Raw genomic sequence first — 23,262 nt, 5'->3', positions numbered from 1 at the left:
ATGCTGCGTGGCATCAGGTTGTTGTTGTACTGCATTTGCGAGCGTTGCCGGCAGGCTCAGCCGAACAGCCGCGCCAAGGTCACCAACTTGCGAAAAGTCAGGTCCGGGCTGTGTCTGAGGTTGTGGATCAAGGCTCGGATGGCGCGCACGCTGAGCTTGGGTTTGGTGAAGCTCCTGGGCATGCGCTCCCCCCACTGCGCCATGGCCTGAGCACTGACACTATGCAGTTCGGTGGGCTGATCTTGGGTGAATAGATCGCCATCGCAGTAGTGTTCATGCTTGTCGCCCCAAGGATCCTGCCAGTAGTCGAAGATCTGACTGCCGAGAATATGCCGACCTATGCCCCAGGCATGAACCCATCCACGCTCGCGCAAGACGCGCTGACCCATGCCCACTGCGTCCGCATCTACTACCTCAAAAGCACTGTGGCTGTAGGTGGGCATGAAGCCTTGCGCCAGGGCCAGGGTGTGATGGTCTGCCGGGACGTCACCCAGGTCCAGGCGCATGAACGTTACGGCGGGTGAACCGTCAGGCAGTACTTGCACATCGCTAGGGATCAATCCGAAATGCTCGGTGTACCAAGCGCAGGTTGCCTGGTAGTCCGCTACTTCCAGAACTACATGCCCAAGTTTGAGGATTTCCGGAGCGCTGGCTGGCGTACGTTGGGTGGCATTGATGCGCGGGATCTGCTCTGCCAGATTGAGGGGCAAAGGCGCGCGATGCTGCAATGGTTTGACCGCCGCTTGTCCGTAGATAGCTTCCACCACGAACCCCGACGGATCGCGCAAGCGCACCCGCTCGCCACCGCCCGGTTGTAATTGGTTTTCAACTGCTGACGCGCCCGGCAAACGCGCAAGCTTGAGAAGATCTTCGCGTGTAGCGACGGTGAGTGCGAAGCCGACGAAGCGTGCCTCGTCTGCCTTCTCGATGCGGTAGCAATAGGCTGAACTGTCGGTGCCGCGCAGATACAGCGCATCGGTAGCACGATGGCAAACGGTGAGCCCGAAGTCGCGCAGAAACTGTTCCGCCTTGGCCAGGTCCGGACGCTGAAAAATCAGATAGGCAAGCCGCTGGGCTTTGACCGTAGGGTTCGGGTGGCGAGCCGGCTGCGGTGTCGCCAGGGTCAGGATTTGGCATTTGCTCATTATTATTCTCCAACACTTTTTTCAGGCAAAAGCTGCCCGTCACCCCGAAAACCGGGGTTGGGCTATCAGTATTCAGTCGTGAATCAGTCGGAAGGCGGCAGCGGCGGCAACTCCACAGTGGCTAGCACACGAGCGTCGTCAATGCTCACTCCCAACGCCCGCAGTATCAGCTCGGCGGTATCGGTGCCGGCTTCACGCCAGGTCTTCAAGCCTTCCAAGACCAAAAACATCGAGCCCAGTACGCTGCTGGCGATAAACGAAATCACCGTGACCATTTGCTCCTGGCGGAACTGGTAGCGACCGAGACTCAACCCATGGATGAGGTCCGGTACGGCCTGGCTAGAGAACATCTCCCGCAGGGCCAGGTTGCTCAGCGCAAAGCGACTCATGAACGCGCCCCAGTGCGGTTCTTCGTGGGTGCGGCGGATAAACAGACGAATACCATTGGCCAAGCGCTGTGCAGGGTCTCCAACACTGTCGATGCTCTTTTTTACGCGCTGATGCATGTCCGCGCTGAGCTGACTGGCTACCTGTTCAAACAGTTTGTCCATCGTCTCGACGTTGTTGTAAATGGTGCCGCGGGCCACACCCGCTTCTTGGGCAAGGTCGCTGATGTTGACCTGGCTGACGCCTTTCTCGGCAAACAAGCGCAAAGCGGCCTGATGGATGCGTCGCTGCACCGGGTTCATTGAATCCACAAATGTTCTCCACCATTCGAATCTGACCTGATTGAACGCCACTGTTCAATTTTCGTCAATCAAGTATTTTCAGATTTAAGATATTTTTTTAGAGGAATTCTCTAGAACCCCATATTCATAGGGGATTGTCGGTATTTCCTATTTTTTCTGAGGAGCCATTAGCGTTGAACGCAGTTGACTGAAGTGAACGCTAGTGTTCAATATTGATCGCAGGTGTGTTTTTGTCGTGGGCTTCCACGGCCAGGTCGCGACTGTTCTCGCCAGGAATAACAACAATGACCCTCAAGCAAGGCCTTATTGACGTCCATCACCACATCGTTCCACCTGTATTCCGCGACGCAATTTACGAGCGGGGCATGGAGCGCCATGCGGGTGCACTCTTACCAAAATGGACGCCAGAGCAGTCGATTGATGTGATGGACATGAATGGCATTCAACGTGCCATTACCTCCATCTCCACACCCGGCGTGCACTTGGGCGACGGTGTGGCGCAGGCACGGCAACTGGCGCGAGATTGCAACGAATACGCGGCGAAGATGCGTGATGATTTCCCGGGCCGTTTTGGCAACTTCGCGGTACTACCCATGCCGTTTACCGAAACTGCTTGTAGCGAAGCCATCTATGCCTTGGACGTGCTGAAGGCCGAGGGAATCGTGCTGTTTGGCAGCACCGATGGGGTATTTCTGGGCGACCCGCGTTTTGACGAACTGATGAACGAATTGGATCGTCGTGGCACAGTGGTGTTCGTTCACCCAAACCTGCACAAAAGCAGTGAACAGTTGGGCTTCAAGACTCCTGGCTTTTTGATCGAATTTCTCTGCGACACCACTCGCGCTGCCGTCAATCTGATCCTGACCGGGACGATGGAGAAATACCCACGCATTCGCTGGATCCTTGCCCACGGCGGTGGTTTTCTTCCCTATGTGGCGTGGCGTGTTTCCCTGGCCAATGCGATGCCGCAATTCCAGCAGCTGGCGCCTCAAGGAATTCTCACTTACATCCGGCGTTTTTATTTCGACACAGCTCTCTCTCCCTCGCGCTATTCGATGGCAGCGCTCAAGGAGTTAGTTGACTCGGATCACATCCTTTTCGGCAGTGATTTTCCGTTCGCCCCGGCTCCCGCTACGAGCCTGCAATGTCAAACCCTAGAGCAAAACACTCTGTGGTCCAGCGATGAGCACTACGGGATCAATCGTGGCTACGCGCTACGTTTGTTTCCTCAATACCAGCAGCCGGGCGAGGTCGTGCAGCCAGCGCCAATCTATGAAGGCGAGTCTTTTTCCGGCCGCATGAAACGCAGCCTGACGAAGCCGCTTGGCGCACTAGCTGAACGTATGCGTAATCGTTAACACGACGCTCCTATTCAGTAACCCACTCTAATAACAAGATAAACACGGAGGTGTTATGAATCGCCGAGAATTTGTCGCCCGTACGAGCCTGCTGGCTGGGGCGACGGTGTTGGGCGCAGGCGTCGCCGGGGGCTCCTTGCCAAGGACTGCTGCGGCGCAGTCAGAAGTGCAAAGTGAGCCCGCTGCCACCAAGGAAGAGCTCAAGCCCGAATGCATTGACGTGCATCACAACATTCTGCCACCTGTATTTGTCGACGCCCTGCAGCGTCGAGCGTTGGGTGCTCTGACGGGCATGGCGCTGCCAAGCTGGTCTGTGCAACAGTCAGTGGCACTCATGGACGCACAAGGCATCCAGACAGCGATCACCTCATTACCAGCGCCTGGTGTTTGTTTTGGCGAGGGTCGGGCCGCAGCCGATCTGGCGCGTAGCTGCAATGAGTTTGCCGCCGAGATGGCGGTCACATATCCAGGCCGCTTCGGCTCCTTTGCCGTGCTGCCGTTGCCAGCAACCGATCTTGCCTGCGCCGAGGCTATTTATGCCCTGGACACTTTGCAGGCTGATGGCGTGCTGTTGATGGGCAGCAGTAATGGTGTGTTTCTAGGTGACCCGCAATTCGAAGAGTTGATGAGCGAGTTAAATCAACGCCAGGCCACAGTTTTTTTACAGGCTAATCTGCACCCCAGCAGCGCGCAATTAGGGCTGGGTACACCACCATACGCATTGGAGATGGTCTGTGACATCACGCGCGCGGCGATCAATCTGATCTTCACTGGAACGATGGAGCGATACCCACGCATTCGGTGGATTCTGGCGGATGGTGGCGGCTTTCTACCTTATGCGGCATGGCGTATTTCCCTGGCCAATGCCTTGCCGGAATTCGCTGATGACGTTCCTCTCGGGGTGATGACCTATTTGCGGCGCTTTTACTTCGATACAGCCGCCTCTACTTCACCTGCGTCCATGGCGGTGATCAAGGAACTAGTGGAGCCTGCTCAGGTGGTTTTCGGCAGTGGTTATCCGATCGCACCAGCCGCGTCAGTCGGTGCCGAAATCCAAACGCTACGCCAATCTCCTCTCTGGGAGGCAAAAGAACTCCGGGGTATCACCCGCGGTCATGCGTTGTCGCTATTTCCCCACTATGCGGAGAAAGGCGAGTGGCTGACTCTGGCGCCTGTGCATGAATCCGAATCGTCGCTGCAATGGTGGGGACGCACGTTGAAAAAACCCCTTGGCGCCTTGGCGCAACATTTGAAGGATCAGTGATATGTCGGGATTGCCCCTGTTTCAGCCATTGTTGTTGCCCAATGGAACACGCATCGTAAACCGCCTTGCAAAAGCCGCTATGGAGGAGAATTTGGCAGATGAAAATCACGCCCCTGGTCCTGAATTGCTTCGTTTGTATCAGACATGGGCAGACGGAGGGGCTGGACTCATCATTACTGGTAATGTAATGCCCGACTGCCGTGCTCTGACCGGTCCGGCAGGGGTCATTCTGGAGAATGATCGTTATCTTGAGCAGTTTAAGAACTGGGCCGTCGTATGCCGTAGTCAAGGCGCTCAGGCTTGGTTACAGATCAATCATCCCGGCCGGCAGCTGATGGCCAATCTCGGCCAGGAGGCGGTGGCACCTTCAGCCATTGCGGTGAACATTCCCGGTGTCGCCAAGCTGTTCGCTCAGCCTCGGTCACTGAGCGAGGTTGAAATTCATGGCTTGATTAATCGTTACGCACGAACAGCTGTTCTGGCCGAGCGCGCCGGTTTTACGGGCGTACAGATTCATGCTGCGCACGGTTATCTATTCAGCCAGTTTCTTTCCCCACTGACCAATAAGCGGACTGACAAATGGGGCGGTAGCTTGGAAAACCGCGCGCGGATTCTCATTCGTACCATCGAGGCTGTTCGGGCGCGTGTGGCACCGCAGTTTTGCGTGTCAGTGAAACTCAATTCAGCAGACTTTCAGCGCGGTGGTTTTGAGGAGGAGGACGCGATTGAGGTCGTTAAACGGCTCAATGAACTGCCCGTGGATTTGGTCGAGATTTCTGGCGGCAGCTATGAAAGTCCTGCTATGCAAGGCCATACACGCGACGGCCAAACACTCGCTCGAGAGGCGTACTTTTTGGAGTTCGCTGAACGCATTGGTCGTGTGGCACGTATGCCTGTAATGGTTACAGGTGGGATCCGCCGTAGGGAAATTGCTGAAATAGTTATCAACAGCCCCTCTGTGGCAATGGTAGGAATGGCCACCGCTTTGGCATTTGAACCCAATTTGCCAATTCAATGGTTGACCGGGGAAGGCGCCCAGATAAAGTCGGTACAGATATCTTGGAAGAATAAGGCCTTTGTTGCCGTTGCCATCACGGGGATCATCAAGAAGCAGCTCAGTTTGCTTAGTCTGGGCAAAGCCACCAAACCTGGCATCTCGCCGCTAATGACGCTGATTACCAGTCAGCTTAAAACCAAGCGCCAAGCTCGGCGCTATCGTAAATGGGTAGCTGAACAAGGCATTTAGAGTGGACCGGTTATTCGTTAGGTTGCGGCAACGGAAGGCTGGCGAGCTTTTTAGCCTTCACCGGGCTCGCGCCCAAGCCTTTAAGCACCATCTCGGCGACTTTCTCATCATGTTGCTCAACCGTGCGGCCCTCAACCGCACTGCGCATGCCGGCTGTGGCACAGGCAATAACCAGGTCCAGCGCGATGCTTTCATCGATAAACGACAGATGCCCCTGTTCTGCGCCGGTGCGAAGGTCCGCCTGGACGTGCATGGCGAGCGTTGACCGCAGGCCCTTGTCAAAATGTACGATTCGCACCAGTGCGCTGGCCCAGTTCGGATCGGCAATCGCGCGAAGGATAAATAGGCGCACACCAATTGCAATGCGCTGCGCACCGTTCTCAACCCCTGCACTTAACCGGGAAATACTCTCAGAAAACTCGCTGGCCATGGCGATACCCACGGCCTCCACGACCTCCTCGCGGGTGCGGAAGTAGTTGTAGATGGTGCCGGTAGAGACCTCTGCCTCCTCCGCCAACTCCAACAAACCCGTTTCAAATACATCCTTACGGGCGAACAGTCGCAGCGCAGCATCCAATAAGCCCTGACGCGTGCGCTGTTTTTTTTTGTGGCCGCGGGTCAGAGGTTCCAGAGTGTGAGTGGCCTGTTCTGTGTCGGTTTTTACGCTCATGGAAATGCCTGATGATGTAAGACGCGTCGGGATGAAAGACAAAGATAGTAATCAAATTACCGTCAATATCGTTGATCTATTCAATTATCCAGCAAGGCCATGCATGCATTTGCCAGCTCATTTGCATGATCGGCGCCACCGCTGTGCATCACAATGCGGTCAGGTCGAACGATCAGTAACGTATTTTTCGGCAGACATTTGAGCAGTTCACCACTCAGGTCTTCGACCCAATGGGTGCCTGGATTACCCCGTTGGCCTCGCTGGACGATCTGCAAATACCCACCACCATGGGCCTGCCATCGCTCCTGGGTTGCAGTTTCCAGCAGCTGGCGGGGGTCGTTACCAAACCCTATAAGGGTCATTTGATCCCCCAGCACATCGTCACTCAAGACGATGCCATGAACAGGATCCCGCACCAGGCATTGGTTCAGTAGGCCGCCAACAGGGAGGGACTTCGTTTTGCGTTGCGTGCTGAACAGGCCTTTCTTGAAGCGATTCTTCGGCTTGATGTCCAGCTCTTCAAACAACCGGCGGGCGGGCGGGAACAGGGTCAGCGATTTCATCAGTCCGTGGATCAGCAAGGCAACGACGGCATTGCGCGGCATTACTGCGCGGCCCATCAGTTTGGCCAGGTCGATCATTTCTTTAGCGTGGGGGCGGCGTTCCTGGTCGTAGCTGCCAAGTATCCCAGGAGCGGCGCGGTTATCGAGCACCCAGGCCAGCTTCCAGCCCAAGTTGCATGCATCCCGAAGACCTGCAACCAGTCCCTGTCCGACGAAGGGTGGCGTAATGTGCGCCGCGTCGCCGATCAGAAATACCCGTCCCTTCTGAAAACTGTCGCAGCAACGAGCGTGGAAGCGATACACCGCCGTGCGCTCGATACTCAAGTCGGCAGCTTTTACCCACGGAGCCAGCAGTTGCGCAATGCGATGCGGCTGCTCCATTTCCTCTCGCGTTTCACCGGGATGCAGCATGAACTCCCAGCGTTCCCGACCACCGGGAGCCGGCATATGGGGGGTAGGCCGGCGGTGATCACACAGGAACTCAACATGGTCGATTGCCTGCCCCTGGCGTCCATTGGCATCCACGATCAACCAGTCTTCAGCATAGGTCTGGCCGGTGAAGTCCTGGCCAATCAACGTACGCACCCGCGACCCTGCGCCGTCCGCCCCAATCAGGTATTTGGCATTGACGGTAAACGTCATGCCATCTTCGTCCAGCAGAAAAGCCTCCACGTGATCGCCATGTTGCTGAACATCCTGCAACTCGTAACCCGTGCACGTGGTGATGCAAGGATATTGCAGTAACCGGCTGCGCAGGGCGTTCTCCAGATCGGGTTGGTAAAAAGTTACCAGTTTGGGGTGGCCGTCGATACAGCCGCTGGTATTGGCGCGACTGAATTGGCCTACCAGTGGGCAGTGCATTTTGACTTCCGGGATGACCAGCTTGTCGAACGCGTCCTCGGGCAGGCCGATCAACTGCAACATACGCAAGGCTTCGTTATCCAGGGCAATGGCACGTGGCATGCGCAGTATCTCGTGCTGCTTATCGATCACCACGGCGTTTACGTGGTAGCGACCGAGCAGGGCTGCCAATGCCGCGCCGACTGGGCCAAAGCCGACGATCAGTACATCAACCGAAAGGGGCAGCGGGGTACTTTTATTATTGTTTTCCATGGGAGTCCCGGGTGGTTTCAGCGTCGAGGTGCGATCTGCCGCTTTGGCTTGTCGCTCTTTATGAGACATTATTCAATATTGCAAAAAATATCAATATTGAAAAAATATCCATAAATCCGAGATATTGATAGCTCTCCGGTGGGTAGGTTCAAATCGCGTAAGGTTAGCGACGGTCTGACTTCGATCGTCGCCATGGATGCTCAGACCTCAGTTTGTTCCGCCATCTCCAGCTTCGTATCGCCGAGCAGCAGTTGAACCGCCTTTAGGGTCTTCGTCCTGCGATAGATGAGCGATGCCTTCGTACGTCTCATTGTGTGAGTGCCATACAAGGCTGGATCAAGGCCAACGGCTTTCACATGGTTTTTGACGATACGCGCGTATTGACGCGTGGATAGAGGGTGGTAGCGGCGATGTTCATGACAAGTCCTCGACGTTTTGAATGACAAGGATGGCCAATCAGAGCAACGGTCGCGAACCGACCAGAAGCGGACATGCTGAAAGGCCGTTACGGTGTTGGCAATCCTAGTCGACGTGCTTCCTCGCTCACATTCATCTTTTTTACGCCCTTGAGCGTGGGCGGATGGCCGAGCAGGTGAGTGGCAGGTGTCAGGCTGTCATTCGAAGGCACGAGTAATGCCTGCAAGCTCTCTGCATCGATAACGCCCCAGTTGGATAAATCGAAACAACCGCTGCCGCTGCATACCGCTTGGTAGACGATTCGTGGGGCACCGCTTGCGTCTGTGTCACACGTACCTCCAATGAAATCGACGTTGCTGTACCGTAGGAGCGTCGAACGCGGACCTCGTTCTACGCGCAGCATGACATCAGCGCCTTCAGTCGATCGTAATGGCAGGGTCGTGTCGACGCTCATAGTGACTGTGGCTTCACCGCACTGGAAAACCTGTTCGGCCAGAACCGATTGAGAAGCCATTGTGAGCAGGAGGGAACAGGCGACTTTCCGTAGCATGCTGGTAGCTCATAAAACAAAAAAAGGATGCTAGCAGACCTGTCTGCTAACCGGATGAAATCCAAACACTTGCAGGTTTTTAACGTCTGCTGCTGGCCGATTTCTGCCTTTCACATCGGCCAGTCTGAAATCCGCCATGACGCTCAGACCAAGGACGGTTTCAGTGGCCCAAGCTCGGAGATCAACCTTATTCCAGGCTGAGCAGCCATTACATCGGGAATCCGGTTCACCATGCATGCCGCCGAGGTGTGCACGCCATCGGCGCGGTCGATTCGGATTTTGGAGGGGGGCCTGCCATCAACCGCCCAGGTCATGTTTTCCGACTCGCCTTCCGCCAGCAGACGCAGTTCAATATGCGCGCTTGCCGTAGGGCCTTCTACGGTTTCGACAGATACGATGATCCGCAGGCCGAGCGAGGTGCCCGGTTCCAAAAATCTGTTGAGGGTACGACACCACACGGGTTGATCGGAAAGTACCGGCTCGCGCAGCTCGGTCACGTTTTTGATGGTAAAGCCCAGCGCGTGCATCACGTGCGCCGGTATGCCTTTATACAGCTCTCCTAATTGACCGGGCACCCGGGTTACTTTTTCCAAAAACTCGGATTGCGTCATGTCAACGCCATAGGCGCGCATCATACGTTCGTTCGCAAGCTCTGCGTTCGTCAAGCTGCGATGGGTCAGCGAGTGCAGCTCGGTACACGGCCCCGCAATCAGTAAACCCGCCCAGATGCGGGAGAAGTCCCAGATACCCGTCCCGGTGAACGTAACAGCGTTGCCCTTGGCCAAGGCATCTATTTTTTCGGCCAGTTCCGGATGGGCGCCTTGTGGAAAGTAGGACTCCGAGCCGTGGCAGATGACATTGATGCCGGCGCCCAAGAGGCGTTGATAAGCCGCAAAGTTGAGGCTCAACCTCTCGGTTTGCACAACCAGCGCGATGTCCGCTTCCATGGCCGCGTAGTCGGCGGTTTCACAGTCCTGTACGACGACGCCCAAGTCTTCGTCCAGCCCGGCGAGCCGCCCCAGATCCTTGCCGATCTTGGGGCCTGCCCGGTTCACCGCCGCAACGATTGGCCAGCCTTTTTTTACGAGAATGCGCACGGCCTCCATGCCGTAGTATCCGACCCCGTAGATCATGACCCTGGGCCTGGGATGTGCAGGGGCTTTTGTGGCAGTGTCGTGAAAGACGCTCATGGAAATGCCTTTGGCGGATGGACCCGGACGAGAAAGCTAGCATTCTCTTTGCGAGCCCGTCGATTAAAAAGAGACAAGCAAAAAGCGACTTCGCCGCACAAAAAAAGGAACAAATAGTGGCGTCGATTTTTCTCGACGCTGCGGTAGGCATTTGTAAATCAAGTTGGCGTTGATGTGATGGGCAATGGCAACGCCAGACGGGTCCGGTGAGCTTGCTAAGCGGCTGACGATGCTGACAGAAACTGACACTGCTCAGCGTTAAAGTGAGTCTTTCCTTCTCGACAGGTCAGCCCATGAACTTTGCATCCGTACGTCTCGTCACTCAGCGCTTCAAATGCGTTGTCGATTTCTATCAAACACTCTGCGCTGTTGAACCAAGGCACCTCGCTGAAGGATTCGCCGAAATTCACCTCGACGGCATCGTGCTGGCAATCAGCGACGAACGCTTGGTCCGGCTTTATAACAATGGGCTTGCCTGCGCGGCGGCAAACCGCTCAGCCATCCTGGAGTTCGAGGTCGACGACGTCGAGGCGGCGCTGGTGCTCGCGGACAAGGCAAACGCCGAAGTCGTAATGCCGATCACACTGATGCCTTGGGGCAATACCTCGGTGCTGTTGCGCGACCCGGATGGCACGCTGGTGAACATTTTTTCCCGAGCCAAGCGTGAGTTACCGTGAAAGCTATCCGCGATCAGGATGAAAATCGTCTGATCCACGGATACAGCATCCCACTGTTCTAATAATAAAAGCCTGGTAGTGACCATTAAGTCCCCGCTCGACTAGAGCCCTGAAGTTGGCTGGGCAGGGGCAGTGCGTTGGCCAACTGCAGACGACGTTGAGGCTGGCTCGCCTGTGACGCTCAGATAAATAGATCGGTCCTCGTGACGCTCGTTCGTTAATATGCCCGGCATACCAATCGGGTAAAGGAAGTTTGGCGTGAAGTACGAAGCGCTTTCAGGGCCGTCTGCGGCTTGCATGGACACTTACTCTTGGCGGTGTCGTGTCTTTATGGCCTGCCTGGCGATAGGTTTGTACCTCGCGATTCAACTTGCGCTGGTGCTGGTTGTCGGCACAGGAAACTTGACCAGGCTCACGCAGCTAATTGACGGCGGTTTCTCTGCAATGGTGCTGCTGATGTTGGCGGTGATCGAGCGCAGGCACTCAGGTGGATTTCGCGCGGTTATTGGCCGTGACCTGAGCAGGACGTTCAAGCTGTGTTTGCCATGGATACTGGGGATTTATCTGGTCTGTACCAGTCTCGATATCGGGTTGGGATACGGGTATGAGGCCTACACAATGACCTTCCGTGGGAGTCTTCCTGCTGCTCAAAAGGTGCTCCTTCTCTCAATGGGGCTCCTGATTATTCCGATTTTTGAAGAGCTCCTGTATCGGCACTTCCTGATTCGCCTATTCCCCCTGGACCATCGCCTTTGGCAGTGGGTGGCGATACTGGCCACCACCACTTTGTACATGGCCATGCACATGCCGTTTGGCGGTTGGACAGAGTGCCTGCTGATCGGCACGCTCTCAGTCATCCTGGCGTATGCCCGGGTGCGCAGCGCCGGCATTCTGGTCCCGGTGCTATTGCACATCTTCGCGGGCGCTTTGAATCTTTCGAGGGGGCTCGTGGCCACTCTCTGGCTGTAAGCCTGCGCTGCTTTTGATTCACCCCGGAACTAAAAAATAGTAGGCAGGGAATGGAATATCCTTCATTTGAAAACAAGCCAAAGAAAAGAGCCATTTTGGTCGCGGTGTGTTTGGTTTTTGGGGCCTGGATTCTTTATATGCTCTGGGCCGTTCGTATTGGAACGCGAACAGTTTTAATGCCGTCGGTTCCTGAGTGGACGACCTATACAGTCGTCGGCTGTTTGATTGGACTCATTTTTGCCGGAAGGGCGATCTACTATCGTCCTGCTGGAAGAAGCTTGAAGCGTGTTGCAGACTCTTTTGTTGGTGGCTTTTGCCTTGGTCTTGGTTTGTCTTTAAATATTTATAATGTCTGTACTTACCTGTTGCCTGGCGAGCTTGTTCATTATGAGTCAGCTTATGAGCTGAATATTCCGGGGCGCTCCTTTGGAAGGGCTGGCCGTTGTGAGGCGGGTGTGCGGTTTAAGGATTTGAACACTGAGCGCTGGATTGAGCTTTGTACCACTAAGTCAGAGCTCAACGATCGAAGAAAGAAAGGTATGAATGCCGTTTGGGTGACGGCTCATTCAAACAAGATAGGCTCGTATATTCTGGGGTATGAATTTATTTATAAATGAATCAGGTTGTCAGATCACCTTCCTGACTGCGCTTCACACCCACCAATTCATCCTCCATCGCCCCATCGAAGAAACCACAGGTATAGGAGGCGCTACCGTCAGGCGCAATCCAGACATCAAACACCTTGGCGGGGCAGTCACTTCCAACCGCTTTGGTCGCTATCGCTTCCACGGCGCCAATATCTGCGATCAAGGCGGGCAACAGGGCATCCGCGTTCTGCAGATACGCGGAATAATTGGCCCGGCTTGGTACACGAATGCAAACACGCAGGCTTATACCGTTCCCGGGAACCAGCGCTTCAACAAATTCCTTGTCCCAGAATTCGCCAATGATGGCGTGTATGAGAGGTTCCATTACGCGTTCGCCACCGTTCTGATGTTTGGGAAGGGTTGATTCAGACAGACAATCATAGTGCTCCTACTACGCAACTATTCCGTGAAACGAAGCGTCTCCAGGGGGCCGCCAGCGCAAACAGGATTCTACGCTTGAAAAAAACGGTCAGGACGGCATGGACCAAGAGCCGGGTCGTCCCTGCCATCAATGATCTCCTCACTCGCAAGACGTCCCACTATCGCGGCCAACGCAACCCCGGGATGCATCACGCAAACGTAGGCACCGTCGACGTTCGGCAGATAGCCGATGATGGGGATGCCGTCTGCGGGAATGGGCCTGAGGCCGACACAGGCCAACTCCGGCTCAATGGAAACAACTCCGTGGAGCTCGTTGCGGATGGCTTTGGCCGTTCGTAGGGCGATCGCCATGGGATGGTTTTCCACGGCGTCGTCCAGGTAGTCCTCTGCCGCCAGCAACGTACCATCCACCGCTTGCCGCACTTCCATTTCAGCATTGGAAATGAGGGTGCGCACCAGGCCGGGTTGCGTGGTGTAGCGAATGAAAATAGACGGTGAGGCTTGTATGGGAAGGGCCACGCCAAGCATGTCTGTCAGCTTCGATGTACCTGTGCCGGCTGCCAGCACGACAATGTCGGCATCGATGACGCCCGATGCCGTTTCGACACCCGTCACCCTGGTATTCAGGGTCTTGAAGCCGAGAACCGGCGTCTGTGTGAGTATCTTCGCGCCCAGCGCCCGGGCACCGGCGATCAACGTATGGGTTACGTGCACCGCATCCAGCGCACCTTCTTCGGCGGCATACAACGCCTGCTCTGGAGGATTTTCAAGGTTTGGCTCAAGGTCGAGAATCTGCGTTCGCGACACCTGCTTCGCCGAAGCCTGCCGCCTCTCACCAGCGTTCGTGTTGTAAGACAGGGCGCCTGTCCAGCGTATGTTCAGCCCCGGCAGTTGCGTTTCAAGGCGGTGGTATTCACTGATGGCCGCACCACGTAATGCTGCGATGGGATCAGGCCCGCTGTGTGAAGCGTTGATCCAGGCAAATGAGGTTGCGGTCACCCCGCACGCAATGCCTCCAGCCTCGACCACGGTTACCTGTGTGCCTTTGACGGCCAGGTGATACGCCAGCGACGCGCCGACGATGCCTGCACCAATGACGACGACGCGCGTTTCCAGGCCCTCTCTCATATCAAGCTCCATCTATTCAAGGCCGCCTTCAGGCGCTGCGGGCAAACTGCCAAGAAACTCCTCAATCTCCCGACCATCGCGCAAGTGCACCACTGGAACCTGCGGCCCTACGGCCAGCCGCACCGCCTCGATACGCGGGCGGGAGCCGCGATCAAACGTCCACACGTACTTCAGAAAGGTCAGGAATTCGCGGTCGAGTTTTTCGGTGCAGCCTGCGGGTAAGTCCGGGCGAGGGCGGTTCAGTGCACTGCGCACTAGCACCCGGGTAAAGCAGGTGAGCCGTGGCGTATCGAGCCAGATGATCAGGTCGGCACGGGGCAGGCGCAGGTCGAAGGTGCGCCGGGCGTAGTTGCCTTCGCACACCCAGGCATCAGGGGCGACTGCGTCGCGCACCCGCGTGCGGAACTGTTCGGCGTCGGGTTCGACCCAGCCGGGGGACCAGAACAGCCTGTCCAGGTGCACCACGGACAGGCCAAGGCGTTCGCCAATTGCGCGGGCGAGGGTAGATTTTCCGCTGCCGGCATTGCCGAGAATTACGATGCGTTGCATGAGGACATCCTGTCGCGGAAAAGCCAGCAATTGTGCAGGTTTTAAATGACCGGTTAAAGCGTTATGAGGTAGGTTTACCGCCCCGGAATGGACCCTGTCGATCAAGGAAGCGCTTTATATGCAAACCCCCTTTTCCCAAATCAGCGAACGCTTGAACAATCGCCGGTTTGTCGTTGCCGGCAACACCCATGGCTTGTCCGGGGCAGGCACGGTGTTTCATTACCATGTCGACGCCAACGCCATCTGGGGCACTTACCAGGGCGGGCGGATTCGCATGGGCAATCAAGTCGGGCGCGCCACCGGCCCCGATACCATCGAGTTGCTGTATCAGTGCCTGACCACGGAGGGTGAGATTCTTGCCGGCTGGTCCCGGGGCACAGTAGGCGTGGATGACGCCGGACGTACCACGTTGGCCTTCGTGTGGGGCTGGTTGTCGGGCGCGGAGGGTGGCGGCGAGTCCAGTTACGTCGAGCTCGTCGCAGAATAGCCATACGGTTTTGCGGTTACTGGAACCGCTCAACCAGGTAATCGACAAAGCACCGGACCCGCGCCGGTGTATGTGTGCCGCCGAGGAACACGGCATGAATCTCTTCCCCGTCGCCGGGGTTGAAGGCCTCCAGCAGTGGCACCAGTCGTCCGGCCTTGATCGCGTCTTCCACGGTCTCGGCGCAGACCCTTGCGATGCCGATGCCCTCGGCCGCCAACTGGCCCTGGGTGTCGCCGTTATTGGTTTCCACATGGCCTTTGATCGTCAGTGAATAGTCGTGACCATCCTTGCGAAACGGCCAGGTGGGCGCGGCACGTTTGAAGTTGAAACCGATGCAGTCGTGATCCAGCAGGTCTTCCGGCACCTGCGGCGTGCCGCGCCGCGCGAGGTAGCCGGGGGAGGCGATGATGACCTTGTGGGTGGCGCCAAGCCGGCGGGAAGTCAGGCCGCTGTCGGGCAGCGAGCCCAATCGCACGGCGACGTCGGCCTGGCCGGCGGCGATGTCGACCACGGTGTCGGTGAGGTTGATGTCTACCAGGATGTCCGGATAACGCTGGATGAACTCGGCCAACAGCGGTATCACGAAGGTCCTGCCATACAGCAGCGAACTGCTGACCCGCAAGCGCCCGCGGGGTGAGTTCTGGTCGGTGATCTGCTGTTCGGTTTCCCGCAGGTCGGCAAGGATTCGCCGGGCGCACGACAGGTAGGCGGCGCCCTCTGACGTCACGGTCAGCGAGCGTGTGGTGCGCAACAGCAGGCGCACACCAAGCCTTGCTTCCATGCGGTCCAGCACCCGTGCAATGGAGGAGGGCGCAAGGTTCAAGCGACGGGCCGCCGCCGAGAAACTCTGGGTCTCGGCCACGAGGGTAAAGATTTCCAGTTCGTCCGTTATATCCACGGGAAACTCACTTATGCGTTTGGCGCAAAGGCCTTGAGCGGCGTAATGGGGTTCACATTCGGTTTAGTCGCGATCAGTATTGCGTAAAGCAATGTAATACGGAAACTCACGAGGAGAATCCCATGATCTTGCCTTACACCATCGACATCCCCGAAGAACGTCTTACCGCCATCCGCGACAAAGTCGCCGCCTACGACTGGACCCAACTTCCCGACCTGGGCGGGTGGAGTGCGGGCGTTGGCGTCAGCGACCTCAAGCGCCTGGCCACTTACTGGCTGGAATCCTACGACTGGCGCGAGGTGGAAAAACACCTTAACCAGTTGCCCAACTTCATCACCGAGATCGAGGGCGAGCACCTGCATTTCGTCCGTGTGCGGGGCGACGGTTCCAAGCCGCCGGTCCTGCTGCTCCACGGCTGGCCAGGTTCGTACCTTGAGTTTGAAGCGCTGCTTGAACCGCTGGCCGCGGATGGACACGATGTGATCGTGCCGTCGCTCCCGGGCTTTGCGTTTTCCAAGCCGATCACTGGGGTGATTGGCCCGCGTCGGGCTGCCGAGTTGATGCACGGGCTGATGGCCCGGTTGTTCGGGCAAACCCGCTTCATCGTCCAAGGCGGCGACTGGGGTTCCGGCATCGCCGGCTGGATGGCCCACGATCGGCCCGAGGCGTTACTGGGGATTCACCTGAACATGGCTGACCTGATTGCCCAAGGCACGGTCGCAACCACGGCCGAAGAAAAGGCGTTCGTCGCCCGGCGCGACGTGCTGATCGACTGGGAAACCGGCTACAACCACCTGCAGGAAACCCGCCCGCAGACCCTGGCCGTTGCGCTGGCCGACAGCCCGGTAGGCGCCGCCGGCTGGATCCTGGAAAAAATCGGCACCTGGGCCGACCTGCCCAAGACTGCCGACGGCAGCCCGGACCTATGGCATACGTTTAGCGAAGCGCAATTGCTCACCAACATCATGCTGTATCTCGCACCGTCTGCCATGGTCACTTCGACGTGGATGTATCACGGCAAACGCCTCGAGGGCTCGTCGATATTTCCGCCCGGCACCCACATCCAGGTGCCGACCGGATTCGCCGCCTTTCGCGACCCGGTGTTCGTGCCGCCACCGCGCTCATTTGCCGAGAAGACCTTCAACATCGTGCACTGGAGCGAGATGCCCGCCGGCGGTCACTTCGCGGCCTGGGAGCAGCCGCAGTTGATGCTGGCGGACTTGAGGACCTTCATCGCTACTGTTTCGGCTTGAGCATCAGGTCCAGGTTTTGCACGGCGGCACCTGCGGCGCCCTTGCCGAGGTTGTCGAATATCGCCGCCAGCAAAACCTGGCCCGTCTCGTGGTTCTCACGCACGATCAAGCGCAAGTCATCCGTGTCGTTCAGGGCTTGGGGATCAAGGAACGTCAGCTCGTTGGCGGCCTGCATCGACAGCACCTGTACGTGACGGGTGTCGCGGTAGTGCCGGGTCAGACAGTCGTGCAACTGCAACCCACCCACGCCCGGTGCCAGCAGTCTCAGTTGCAGTGGGATGGTCAGTACGATCCCCTGGCGAAAAGCACCGTAGGCCGGCACAAACACGGGCCGCTGCGTCAGCCCGCTTTGCAACTGAATCTCCGGGACATGCTTGTGTTCCAGCCCCAGGCCATACACCAAAAAGGCGGGCGCCTGTGAGGCGTCGGCACCTTCATGTTCCTGCACGCCAGCGCGGCCCTTGCCGGAATAGCCTGAGACGGCATGGATGGTCGTCGGGTAGTCCCGAGGCAGCAGCCCGGCCTCAAGCAACGGCCGCAACAACCCAATCGCGCCGGTGGGGTAGCAACCGGGATTGCTGACCCGCTGCGCCGTGGCGATGCGTTGGGCCTGTTGCGGGTTCATCTCGGCAAACCCATAGGTCCAGTCCGGATGGGTGCGGTGCGCCGAACTGGCGTCGATCACCCGTACGGCTGGATTCTTGATGCTGGCGACAGCGTCCCGCGCAGCCTCATCGGGCAAACACAGAATCGCGATGTCACAGGCGTTGATCATCTCGGCACGCTGTAGCGGGTCTTTGCGGTGTTCAGGGCTGAGGGTGATCAGTTGCAGGTCGGTGCGGCCGCGCAGGCGTTGATGGATCTGCAAGCCGGTGGTGCCTTGGTCGCCGTCGATAAATACAAGAGGACTTGCCATGGGATGCTCTCGGAAAGGAAATCAGCTGTCCCCATCTTCGGTGAGCGGCTAGGATAGGAAAAGTTGAATTTCCAAACGATGGAATTCAGGTTTTCTGAACGAGGAGTCGCCCATGCGGGAAATCAGCCTGGATCGTTTGCGCACCCTGGTGGCGATTGCCGACCTGGGTTCCTTTGCCGAGGCGGCCCGTATGCTGAATCTCGCGCCGCCCACCGTCAGCTTGCACATTGCCGACCTGGAAGCCCGAGTGGGTGGGCAACTGCTGTCGCGCACCCGTGGGCGCGTGCAGCCTTCGGCGATTGGCGAAACCCTGGTGGAGCGCGCACGCCGATTGCTGGCGGATGCGGAACAGGCACTGGAGGATGTGGAGCGTCAGGTCCAGGGCCTGGCGGGGCGCGTGCGCCTGGGAGCCTCCACCGGGGCCATCGCGCAGTTGCTGCCGCAAGCCCTGGAGACGTTGAGCCAACATCATCCCGCCATCGACGTGCAGGTCGCGGTGCTCACCTCCCAGGACACCTTGAAGAAGCTCGCCGAGGGTGCTTTGGAAATCGGCCTGGTGGCGCTGCCGCAGGCGCCGTTCAAAGGGTTGCGCATCGAGCCCTGGCGGCGCGACCCGGTCATGGCTTTTTTGCCGGCGCGCCGGGAATGCCCGGAGGTGGTCACACCTGCCTGGCTGGCTGCCCAGCCCTTGATTTTGAATGACACCACCACCCGGCTTTCGCGCCTGACCTCGGAGTGGTTTGCCAATGACGGCTACCAGCCCACACCGCGCATTCAACTGAACTACAACGACGCGATCAAAAGCCTGGTGGCCGCCGGTTATGGCGCAACGTTGCTGCCTCATGAAGCGTCCACACCGTTGACCGACAGCCGAATTGTGATGCGGCCATTGCAACCGTTGTTGTGGCGCCAGTTGGGCATTGCCCACCGTGCCGGGAACATTGAGCGGCCTACGCAACATGTGCTGGAGGTGTTGTGGGGGTTGAGCGCGGGGTAGGGTGACGGTTGTGCGCGCAGGGCAAGACGGTTAGCCTTGCGCCCCGATGTAACTGGCCATTTCAAGGAAGGAAGCGCGCGTGAAGGTTTATCAAGGAGTGATCGGGCTATCGTTTTTGGGCTTGCTGTTCGGCTGCAGCACCGGGCCGGTGCAAACGCTGAAGTTCAATGTGCCACACGGTTATTACGGCAGCTACCTCAAGCAGAAAGTCGGAAATCACGGGCAGTTGACCTGCAACGTGACCACTGAAAAAAACAATCTCGGTGAGGAATGGGTGTCTTCGGTCATTCTCGGAGCGGGCGAGGACGATGCTCAGGACAATATCCTGTTTCTCTCCAGCTACCCGCTAGGTACCGACGACCAACGGGCTTTCCAACTGCGGCTGTTCAACAAGGCACAGCGGGTCACCGATAGCCTGGTCCTGACCACTCCCGATCACAACGGGGTCTACTCACTGCGCCTGGCTTGGGCCGCCGATGGCTCCATCAGCTACCAGGTCGCCAGTGGCGGGCCATGGTCTGAAAAGAAAACGGTCACGCACCCCGGCTTTTCCGTGCGGCACGTCAGCATGCAAGCCTCGGGTATAAAGGGCACGGCTGTCTGTGAACTGGCGGCTGATCGTTGAGAGTCTTCGCGCTCATCTTCGCCTTGCTCATCACCACCTCCGCCCAGGCCAAAGACGGCATCTCCTTTGCCGACGATCCGCTGGGCTGGTCGTGCTTGAGGTTCTCCACCTTCACCTTGTTCACGTCGGAACTGACGACGCGCCCGGGCAGCTTTCTTTCGGCCAAGAATGACGCATTGGCGTTTGTCGGGTCGGACGGCGAGATTCGTGGCGCGTATTTCGAACAGGCGCTGCTGACTTTTCGCAGCACGGGCGGTAACGATGACGTCAGCGATACGCAATTTGCCGAGGCGGTGGCGGTGATTCAGTGATGCATACGATCAGGCTATGAATACCTTCTTGAATCAGGAATTTACAGAACGCTGAAGACCGTTGAAATTAGCGGTTTTTCAGGGAGTCTTCACCATGCCATTCACCCATACCCAGCTCCCCATGACCGTCGACGGCGTACCGTTGAACATCGCCACAATCCACCGCGCCGGCACCCTGGCACCGATTGTGTTCCTGCATGGCTTCGGCTCCACCAAGGAAGACTACGCCGACATCGTCCTGCAGCCAGCATTCGATGGTCACCCGTTTATTGCCTACGACGCCCCCGGTTGCGGTGAAAGCCAGTGCGGCGACCTGTCGAAGGTTTCCATCCCGTTCCTGCTGCAGACCGCCGTGCAGGTGCTGGAGCATTTCGGTGTCGAGCAGTTCCACCTGGTGGGCCACTCCATGGGCGGGCTCACCGCGCTGATGTTGGCCCATCAGTTCCCGGGCCGGGTGCTGAGCTTTGTCGATATCGAAGGCAATATCGCTCCTGAAGACTGCTTCCTCAGCCGGCAGATCGTCGACTACCCGGCAGAGGATCCCGAGGCATTTTTCAGCGCCTTCATCGAGCGCACGCGCCAGGCACCGGCCTACGCCAGCGCGCTGTATTCGGCGAGCCTGCGGCACAAGGTGCGCGCCGGTGCGGTGCGGGGGATTTTCCAGTCGATGGTCGACCTGTCCGACAATGGCGACCTGATGGGCATGTTCCTAGGCCTGGAATGCCCGCGGATGTTCATGTACGGCGAGCAGAATGCGCATCTGTCGTACCTGGCGCATATCCAGGCCCATGGCGTGCGACTGGCGCCGATTGCCCGGTGCGGGCACTTCCCGATGTACTCCAATCCCGTTGCGATGTGGCAACAGATCGCGGACTTCCAGGCCGGCTGATCGCAACCACCAACCATCAGCCAGGCCCGAAAGCACAAGACTTACGCCTCGAAACCCGGATAATGGCGGCCATATTTTGCTCGCTATTCTGGTAATCCCGCATGGAAATCAAGGTCAATTTTCTCGACAACCTTCGACTTGAAGCCAAGTTCGACGACTTCACCGTGGTGGCCGACCAGCCCATTCGCTACAAGGGCGATGGCTCGGCCCCCGGTCCATTCGATTACTTCCTGGCGTCGTCGGCGTTGTGTGCGGCTTACTTTGTGAAGTTGTACTGCGAAACCCGCAACATCCCCACCGACAACATTCGCCTGTCCCAGAACAACATCGTCGATCCGGAAAACCGCTACAACCAGATCTTCAAGATCCAGGTCGAGTTGCCGGCGGACATCTCCGATAAGGACCGCCAGGGCATCTTGCGATCCATCGACCGTTGCACCGTGAAAAAAGTGGTGCAGGCCGGGCCGGAGTTTGTGATCGAGGAAGTGGAAAACCTCGACGCCGATGCCCAGGCGTTGTTGATGCCGAGCGCGGCGTCCGATGCAGGCACTTACATCGTGGGCAAGGACCTGCCGCTGGAAACAACCATCGCCAACATGTCGGCCATCCTGGCGGGCCTGGGCATGAAGATCGAAATCGCGTCGTGGCGCAATATCGTGCCCAACGTGTGGTCGCTGCATATCCGCGATGCCCACTCACCGATGTGTTTTACCAACGGCAAGGGTGCGACCAAGGAAGGCGCGCTGGCGTCGGCACTGGGCGAGTTTATCGAGCGGTTGAACTGCAACTTCTTCTACAACGACCAGTTCTGGGGTGAAGACATCGCCAACGCGGCGTTCGTGCATTACCCGGACGAGCGCTGGTTCAAGCCTGGCCGTAAAGACGAGCTGCCGCCGGAGATCCTCGACGCGCACTGCCTGCACATCTACAACCGCGATGGCGAGCTGCGCGGTTCGCACCTCTACGACACCAACTCCGGCAACGAGGAACGCGGGATTGTTTCGCTGCCGTTCGTGCGCCAGTCCGATGGTGAGGTGGTGTATTTCCCGTCCAACCTGATCGAAAACCTGTACCTGAGCAACGGCATGAGTGCGGGTAACACCCTGGCTGAAGCCCAGGTGCAGTGCCTGTCGGAGATCTTCGAGCGCGCCGTGAAGCGTGAAATCATCGAAGGTGAATTTGCGCTGCCGGATGTGCCCCAGGAAGTGCTGGCGAAATACCCCGGCATCCTGGCCGGTATCCAGGGCCTGGAAGCCCAGGGCTTCCCGGTGCTGGTCAAGGACGCGTCCCTGGGCGGCGAATTCCCGGTAATGTGCGTGACCTTGATGAGCCCGCGCACCGGCGGTGTATTTGCCTCGTTCGGCGCGCACCCAAGCCTGGAAGTCGCGCTGGAGCGCAGCCTGACCGAGCTGCTGCAAGGCCGCAGTTTCGAAGGCCTGAACGACTTGCCGCAGCCGACGTTTGAAGGCCACGCGGTGACCGAGCCGAACAACTTCGTGGAACACTTCATCGACTCCAGCGGCGTGGTGTCGTGGCGCTTCTTCAGTTCCAAGTCGGATTACGAGTTCGTCGAATGGGACTTCTCCGGCCAGGGTGAAAACTCCAACGCCGAAGAGGCCGCGACGTTGTTCGGCATCCTCGAAGGCATGGGCAAGGAAGTGTACATGGCGGTGTACGAGCACATTGGCGCGACCGCCTGCCGGATCCTGGTGCCGGACTATTCGGAGATCTATCCGATCGACGATCTGATCTGGGACAACACCAACAAGGCGCTGTTTTTCCGCGAAGACATCCTGAACCTGCATCGCCTCGACGAAGCCGAGTTGAAGGGCCTGGTTGAGCGTCTGGTGGAAAGCGAGCTGGACGACTACACCGACATCCCCACCTTGATCGGCATCGAATTTGATGACAATACGGCGTGGGGTCAGCTGACGATTCTGGAATTGAAGCTGCTGATTTATCTGGCCTTGCAGCAGTTTGAAGAAGCCAAGGAACTGGTGGAAATGTTCCAGCAGTACAACGACAACACGGTTGAGCGCGGGTTGTTCTACCAGGCCGTGAATGCGGTGCTGGAGATGGAACTGGACGAAGACCTGGAGCTGGCGGATTACGAAGTCAACTTCCGGAGGATGTTTGGCAACGAGCGGATGGATGCGGCGATTGGCTCGGTGAACGGCAGTGTGCGGTTCTACGGGTTGACGCCGACGAGCATGAAGCTGGAAGGGCTGGATCGGCACCTGCGGTTGATTGACAGCTACAAGAAGCTGCATTCGGCTCGGGCTAATACTGCGCACTAACCTGTCGATGAAGAACCCCTGTGGGAGCTGGCT

General features: G+C 57.8%; 24 protein-coding genes and 1 pseudogene. 13 read left to right on the top strand and 12 right to left on the bottom strand.

From position 1 onward, the window contains the following. Window positions 1–56 precede the first annotated feature (56 nt). Window positions 57–1,145 (bottom strand): VOC family protein, encoded by a 1,089-nt coding sequence (locus tag M2400_RS18990; protein WP_218171956.1) that lies wholly within the window; start codon window positions 1,143–1,145, stop codon window positions 57–59. A gap of 83 nt (window positions 1,146–1,228) precedes the next feature. Next, window positions 1,229–1,843 (bottom strand): TetR/AcrR family transcriptional regulator, encoded by a 615-nt coding sequence (locus M2400_RS18985; RefSeq protein WP_177044225.1) that lies wholly within the window; start codon window positions 1,841–1,843, stop codon window positions 1,229–1,231. A gap of 275 nt (window positions 1,844–2,118) precedes the next feature. Here M2400_RS18985 and M2400_RS18980 point away from each other — a divergent pair, with 275 nt between their 5' ends. From M2400_RS18980 to M2400_RS18970, 3 genes are read left to right on the top strand one after another with little or no spacing between them, the layout of a single operon-like run. Then, window positions 2,119–3,192, top strand: coding sequence for an amidohydrolase family protein (locus tag M2400_RS18980; protein ID WP_177044224.1), 1,074 nt, complete (start codon window positions 2,119–2,121; stop codon window positions 3,190–3,192). 55 nt (window positions 3,193–3,247) lie between these two features. Further along, on the top strand, window positions 3,248–4,456 hold the full coding sequence (locus M2400_RS18975; protein WP_259197424.1) for an amidohydrolase family protein: 1,209 nt from the start codon (window positions 3,248–3,250) through the stop codon (window positions 4,454–4,456). A gap of 1 nt (window position 4,457) precedes the next feature. Further along, complete coding sequence (locus M2400_RS18970; protein ID WP_259197423.1) at window positions 4,458–5,702, top strand: NADH:flavin oxidoreductase/NADH oxidase family protein; 1,245 nt, start codon at window positions 4,458–4,460, stop codon at window positions 5,700–5,702. A gap of 10 nt (window positions 5,703–5,712) precedes the next feature. Here M2400_RS18970 and M2400_RS18965 read toward each other — a convergent pair whose 3' ends face one another. The 5 genes and pseudogenes from M2400_RS18965 to M2400_RS18945 all read right to left on the bottom strand — a co-directional run bounded on the left by M2400_RS18965 (window position 5,713) and on the right by M2400_RS18945 (window position 10,148). Continuing rightward, complete coding sequence (locus M2400_RS18965) at window positions 5,713–6,372, bottom strand: TetR/AcrR family transcriptional regulator (RefSeq protein ID WP_259197422.1); 660 nt, start codon at window positions 6,370–6,372, stop codon at window positions 5,713–5,715. An 80-nt stretch (window positions 6,373–6,452) separates the two neighbouring features. Continuing rightward, window positions 6,453–8,048: a bifunctional 3-(3-hydroxy-phenyl)propionate/3-hydroxycinnamic acid hydroxylase gene (locus M2400_RS18960; RefSeq protein ID WP_259197421.1), complete on the bottom strand. Its 1,596-nt coding sequence runs from the start codon at window positions 8,046–8,048 to the stop codon at window positions 6,453–6,455. Between the two features lie 200 nt (window positions 8,049–8,248). Next, window positions 8,249–8,521 (bottom strand): annotated as a pseudogene (locus M2400_RS33615) (integrase); the annotation flags it as partial. Between the two features lie 32 nt (window positions 8,522–8,553). Further along, window positions 8,554–9,015, bottom strand: coding sequence for a hypothetical protein (locus M2400_RS18950; protein ID WP_259197420.1), 462 nt, complete (start codon window positions 9,013–9,015; stop codon window positions 8,554–8,556). Window positions 9,016–9,158: 143 nt separating this feature from the next. Next, complete coding sequence (locus tag M2400_RS18945) at window positions 9,159–10,148, bottom strand: hypothetical protein (RefSeq protein WP_259197419.1); 990 nt, start codon at window positions 10,146–10,148, stop codon at window positions 9,159–9,161. Window positions 10,149–10,498: 350 nt separating this feature from the next. Here M2400_RS18945 and M2400_RS18940 point away from each other — a divergent pair, with 350 nt between their 5' ends. The 3 genes from M2400_RS18940 to M2400_RS18930 all read left to right on the top strand — a co-directional run bounded on the left by M2400_RS18940 (window position 10,499) and on the right by M2400_RS18930 (window position 12,468). Then, window positions 10,499–10,882: a VOC family protein gene (locus M2400_RS18940; protein ID WP_259197418.1), complete on the top strand. Its 384-nt coding sequence runs from the start codon at window positions 10,499–10,501 to the stop codon at window positions 10,880–10,882. 258 nt (window positions 10,883–11,140) lie between these two features. Then, a complete protein-coding gene (locus tag M2400_RS18935) occupies window positions 11,141–11,851 on the top strand; it encodes a CPBP family intramembrane glutamic endopeptidase (protein ID WP_259197417.1) in 711 nt (236 codons plus the stop codon). Window positions 11,852–11,901: 50 nt separating this feature from the next. Then, on the top strand, window positions 11,902–12,468 hold the full coding sequence (locus tag M2400_RS18930; protein ID WP_259197416.1) for a hypothetical protein: 567 nt from the start codon (window positions 11,902–11,904) through the stop codon (window positions 12,466–12,468). A gap of 1 nt (window position 12,469) precedes the next feature. On the opposite strand, the gene M2400_RS18925 is transcribed toward M2400_RS18930, so the two are convergent. The 3 genes from M2400_RS18925 to M2400_RS18915 form a co-directional block, all read right to left on the bottom strand. Next, window positions 12,470–12,823 (bottom strand): hypothetical protein, encoded by a 354-nt coding sequence (locus M2400_RS18925; RefSeq protein ID WP_177044214.1) that lies wholly within the window; start codon window positions 12,821–12,823, stop codon window positions 12,470–12,472. A gap of 125 nt (window positions 12,824–12,948) precedes the next feature. Further along, window positions 12,949–14,007 carry an FAD-binding oxidoreductase gene (locus tag M2400_RS18920; protein WP_177130349.1) on the bottom strand — a complete coding sequence of 353 codons (1,059 nt, stop codon included), beginning with the start codon at window positions 14,005–14,007 and terminating at the stop codon, window positions 12,949–12,951. A 12-nt stretch (window positions 14,008–14,019) separates the two neighbouring features. Next, window positions 14,020–14,556, bottom strand: coding sequence for an AAA family ATPase (locus M2400_RS18915; protein ID WP_259197415.1), 537 nt, complete (start codon window positions 14,554–14,556; stop codon window positions 14,020–14,022). A 118-nt stretch (window positions 14,557–14,674) separates the two neighbouring features. On the opposite strand from M2400_RS18915, the gene M2400_RS18910 reads away from it, so the two are divergent. Further along, a complete protein-coding gene (locus M2400_RS18910; RefSeq protein WP_177078704.1) occupies window positions 14,675–15,043 on the top strand; it encodes a hypothetical protein in 369 nt (122 codons plus the stop codon). A 16-nt stretch (window positions 15,044–15,059) separates the two neighbouring features. Here the strand turns inward: M2400_RS18910 and M2400_RS18905 are convergent, their stop codons facing one another. Next, a complete protein-coding gene (locus M2400_RS18905) occupies window positions 15,060–15,941 on the bottom strand; it encodes a LysR family transcriptional regulator (RefSeq protein ID WP_259197414.1) in 882 nt (293 codons plus the stop codon). A 122-nt stretch (window positions 15,942–16,063) separates the two neighbouring features. Here M2400_RS18905 and M2400_RS18900 point away from each other — a divergent pair, with 122 nt between their 5' ends. After that, window positions 16,064–17,194, top strand: a complete 1,131-nt coding sequence (locus tag M2400_RS18900; RefSeq protein WP_259197413.1) for an epoxide hydrolase family protein — start codon at window positions 16,064–16,066, stop codon at window positions 17,192–17,194. Here the strand turns inward: M2400_RS18900 and argC are convergent. Next, window positions 17,178–18,110 (bottom strand): N-acetyl-gamma-glutamyl-phosphate reductase, encoded by a 933-nt coding sequence (argC, locus tag M2400_RS18895; protein ID WP_259197412.1) that lies wholly within the window; start codon window positions 18,108–18,110, stop codon window positions 17,178–17,180. The two genes, M2400_RS18900 and argC, sit on opposite strands and share 17 nt — an antisense overlap. 112 nt (window positions 18,111–18,222) lie before the next feature. On the opposite strand from argC, the gene M2400_RS18890 reads away from it, so the two are divergent. From M2400_RS18890 to M2400_RS18870, 5 genes are all read left to right on the top strand, one after another. Continuing rightward, window positions 18,223–19,107 (top strand): LysR family transcriptional regulator, encoded by an 885-nt coding sequence (locus tag M2400_RS18890; protein ID WP_259197411.1) that lies wholly within the window; start codon window positions 18,223–18,225, stop codon window positions 19,105–19,107. 79 nt (window positions 19,108–19,186) lie between these two features. Beyond that, a complete protein-coding gene (locus M2400_RS18885; RefSeq protein WP_259197410.1) occupies window positions 19,187–19,732 on the top strand; it encodes a hypothetical protein in 546 nt (181 codons plus the stop codon). Continuing rightward, window positions 19,729–20,043, top strand: coding sequence for a DUF2388 domain-containing protein (locus M2400_RS18880; RefSeq protein ID WP_259197409.1), 315 nt, complete (start codon window positions 19,729–19,731; stop codon window positions 20,041–20,043). The genes M2400_RS18885 and M2400_RS18880 overlap by 4 nt, the downstream gene beginning before the upstream one ends. A gap of 94 nt (window positions 20,044–20,137) precedes the next feature. Next, window positions 20,138–20,932, top strand: coding sequence for an alpha/beta fold hydrolase (locus M2400_RS18875; RefSeq protein WP_259197408.1), 795 nt, complete (start codon window positions 20,138–20,140; stop codon window positions 20,930–20,932). A gap of 101 nt (window positions 20,933–21,033) precedes the next feature. After that, the gene (locus tag M2400_RS18870) at window positions 21,034–23,229 is read left to right on the top strand and encodes an OsmC domain/YcaO domain-containing protein (RefSeq protein WP_259197407.1); all 2,196 of its coding nucleotides are present in this window, start codon (window positions 21,034–21,036) and stop codon (window positions 23,227–23,229) included. Window positions 23,230–23,262: the final 33 nt, after the last annotated feature.

It is taken from the genome of Pseudomonas sp. BIGb0558, assembly GCF_024807515.1.
Classification (GTDB): domain Bacteria; phylum Pseudomonadota; class Gammaproteobacteria; order Pseudomonadales; family Pseudomonadaceae; genus Aquipseudomonas; species Aquipseudomonas yamanorum_A.
The sequence above is the reverse complement of the archived record's forward strand: the minus strand, read 5'-3'. Positions and strand labels throughout refer to the sequence as shown.

Bases quoted from the DNA above. Each gene is read 5' to 3' on its own strand.
- M2400_RS18990 (WP_218171956.1), bottom strand. From the start codon at position 1,145: ATGAGCAAATGCCAAATCCTGACCCTGGCGACACCGCAGCCGGCTCGC.
- M2400_RS18980 (WP_177044224.1), top strand. From the start codon at position 2,119: ATGACCCTCAAGCAAGGCCTTATTGACGTCCATCACCACATCGTTCCA.
- M2400_RS18975 (WP_259197424.1), top strand. From the start codon at position 3,248: ATGAATCGCCGAGAATTTGTCGCCCGTACGAGCCTGCTGGCTGGGGCG.
- M2400_RS18970 (WP_259197423.1), top strand. From the start codon at position 4,458: ATGTCGGGATTGCCCCTGTTTCAGCCATTGTTGTTGCCCAATGGAACA.
- M2400_RS18965 (WP_259197422.1), bottom strand. From the start codon at position 6,372: ATGAGCGTAAAAACCGACACAGAACAGGCCACTCACACTCTGGAACCT.
- M2400_RS18960 (WP_259197421.1), bottom strand. From the start codon at position 8,048: ATGGAAAACAATAATAAAAGTACCCCGCTGCCCCTTTCGGTTGATGTA.
- M2400_RS18950 (WP_259197420.1), bottom strand. From the start codon at position 9,015: ATGCTACGGAAAGTCGCCTGTTCCCTCCTGCTCACAATGGCTTCTCAA.
- M2400_RS18945 (WP_259197419.1), bottom strand. From the start codon at position 10,148: ATGATCTACGGGGTCGGATACTACGGCATGGAGGCCGTGCGCATTCTC.
- M2400_RS18940 (WP_259197418.1), top strand. From the start codon at position 10,499: ATGAACTTTGCATCCGTACGTCTCGTCACTCAGCGCTTCAAATGCGTT.
- M2400_RS18930 (WP_259197416.1), top strand. From the start codon at position 11,902: ATGGAATATCCTTCATTTGAAAACAAGCCAAAGAAAAGAGCCATTTTG.
- M2400_RS18925 (WP_177044214.1), bottom strand. From the start codon at position 12,823: ATGGAACCTCTCATACACGCCATCATTGGCGAATTCTGGGACAAGGAA.
- M2400_RS18920 (WP_177130349.1), bottom strand. From the start codon at position 14,007: ATGAGAGAGGGCCTGGAAACGCGCGTCGTCGTCATTGGTGCAGGCATC.
- M2400_RS18915 (WP_259197415.1), bottom strand. From the start codon at position 14,556: ATGCAACGCATCGTAATTCTCGGCAATGCCGGCAGCGGAAAATCTACC.
- M2400_RS18910 (WP_177078704.1), top strand. From the start codon at position 14,675: ATGCAAACCCCCTTTTCCCAAATCAGCGAACGCTTGAACAATCGCCGG.
- M2400_RS18900 (WP_259197413.1), top strand. From the start codon at position 16,064: ATGATCTTGCCTTACACCATCGACATCCCCGAAGAACGTCTTACCGCC.
- argC (WP_259197412.1), bottom strand. From the start codon at position 18,110: ATGGCAAGTCCTCTTGTATTTATCGACGGCGACCAAGGCACCACCGGC.
- M2400_RS18890 (WP_259197411.1), top strand. From the start codon at position 18,223: ATGCGGGAAATCAGCCTGGATCGTTTGCGCACCCTGGTGGCGATTGCC.
- M2400_RS18875 (WP_259197408.1), top strand. From the start codon at position 20,138: ATGCCATTCACCCATACCCAGCTCCCCATGACCGTCGACGGCGTACCG.
- M2400_RS18870 (WP_259197407.1), top strand. From the start codon at position 21,034: ATGGAAATCAAGGTCAATTTTCTCGACAACCTTCGACTTGAAGCCAAG.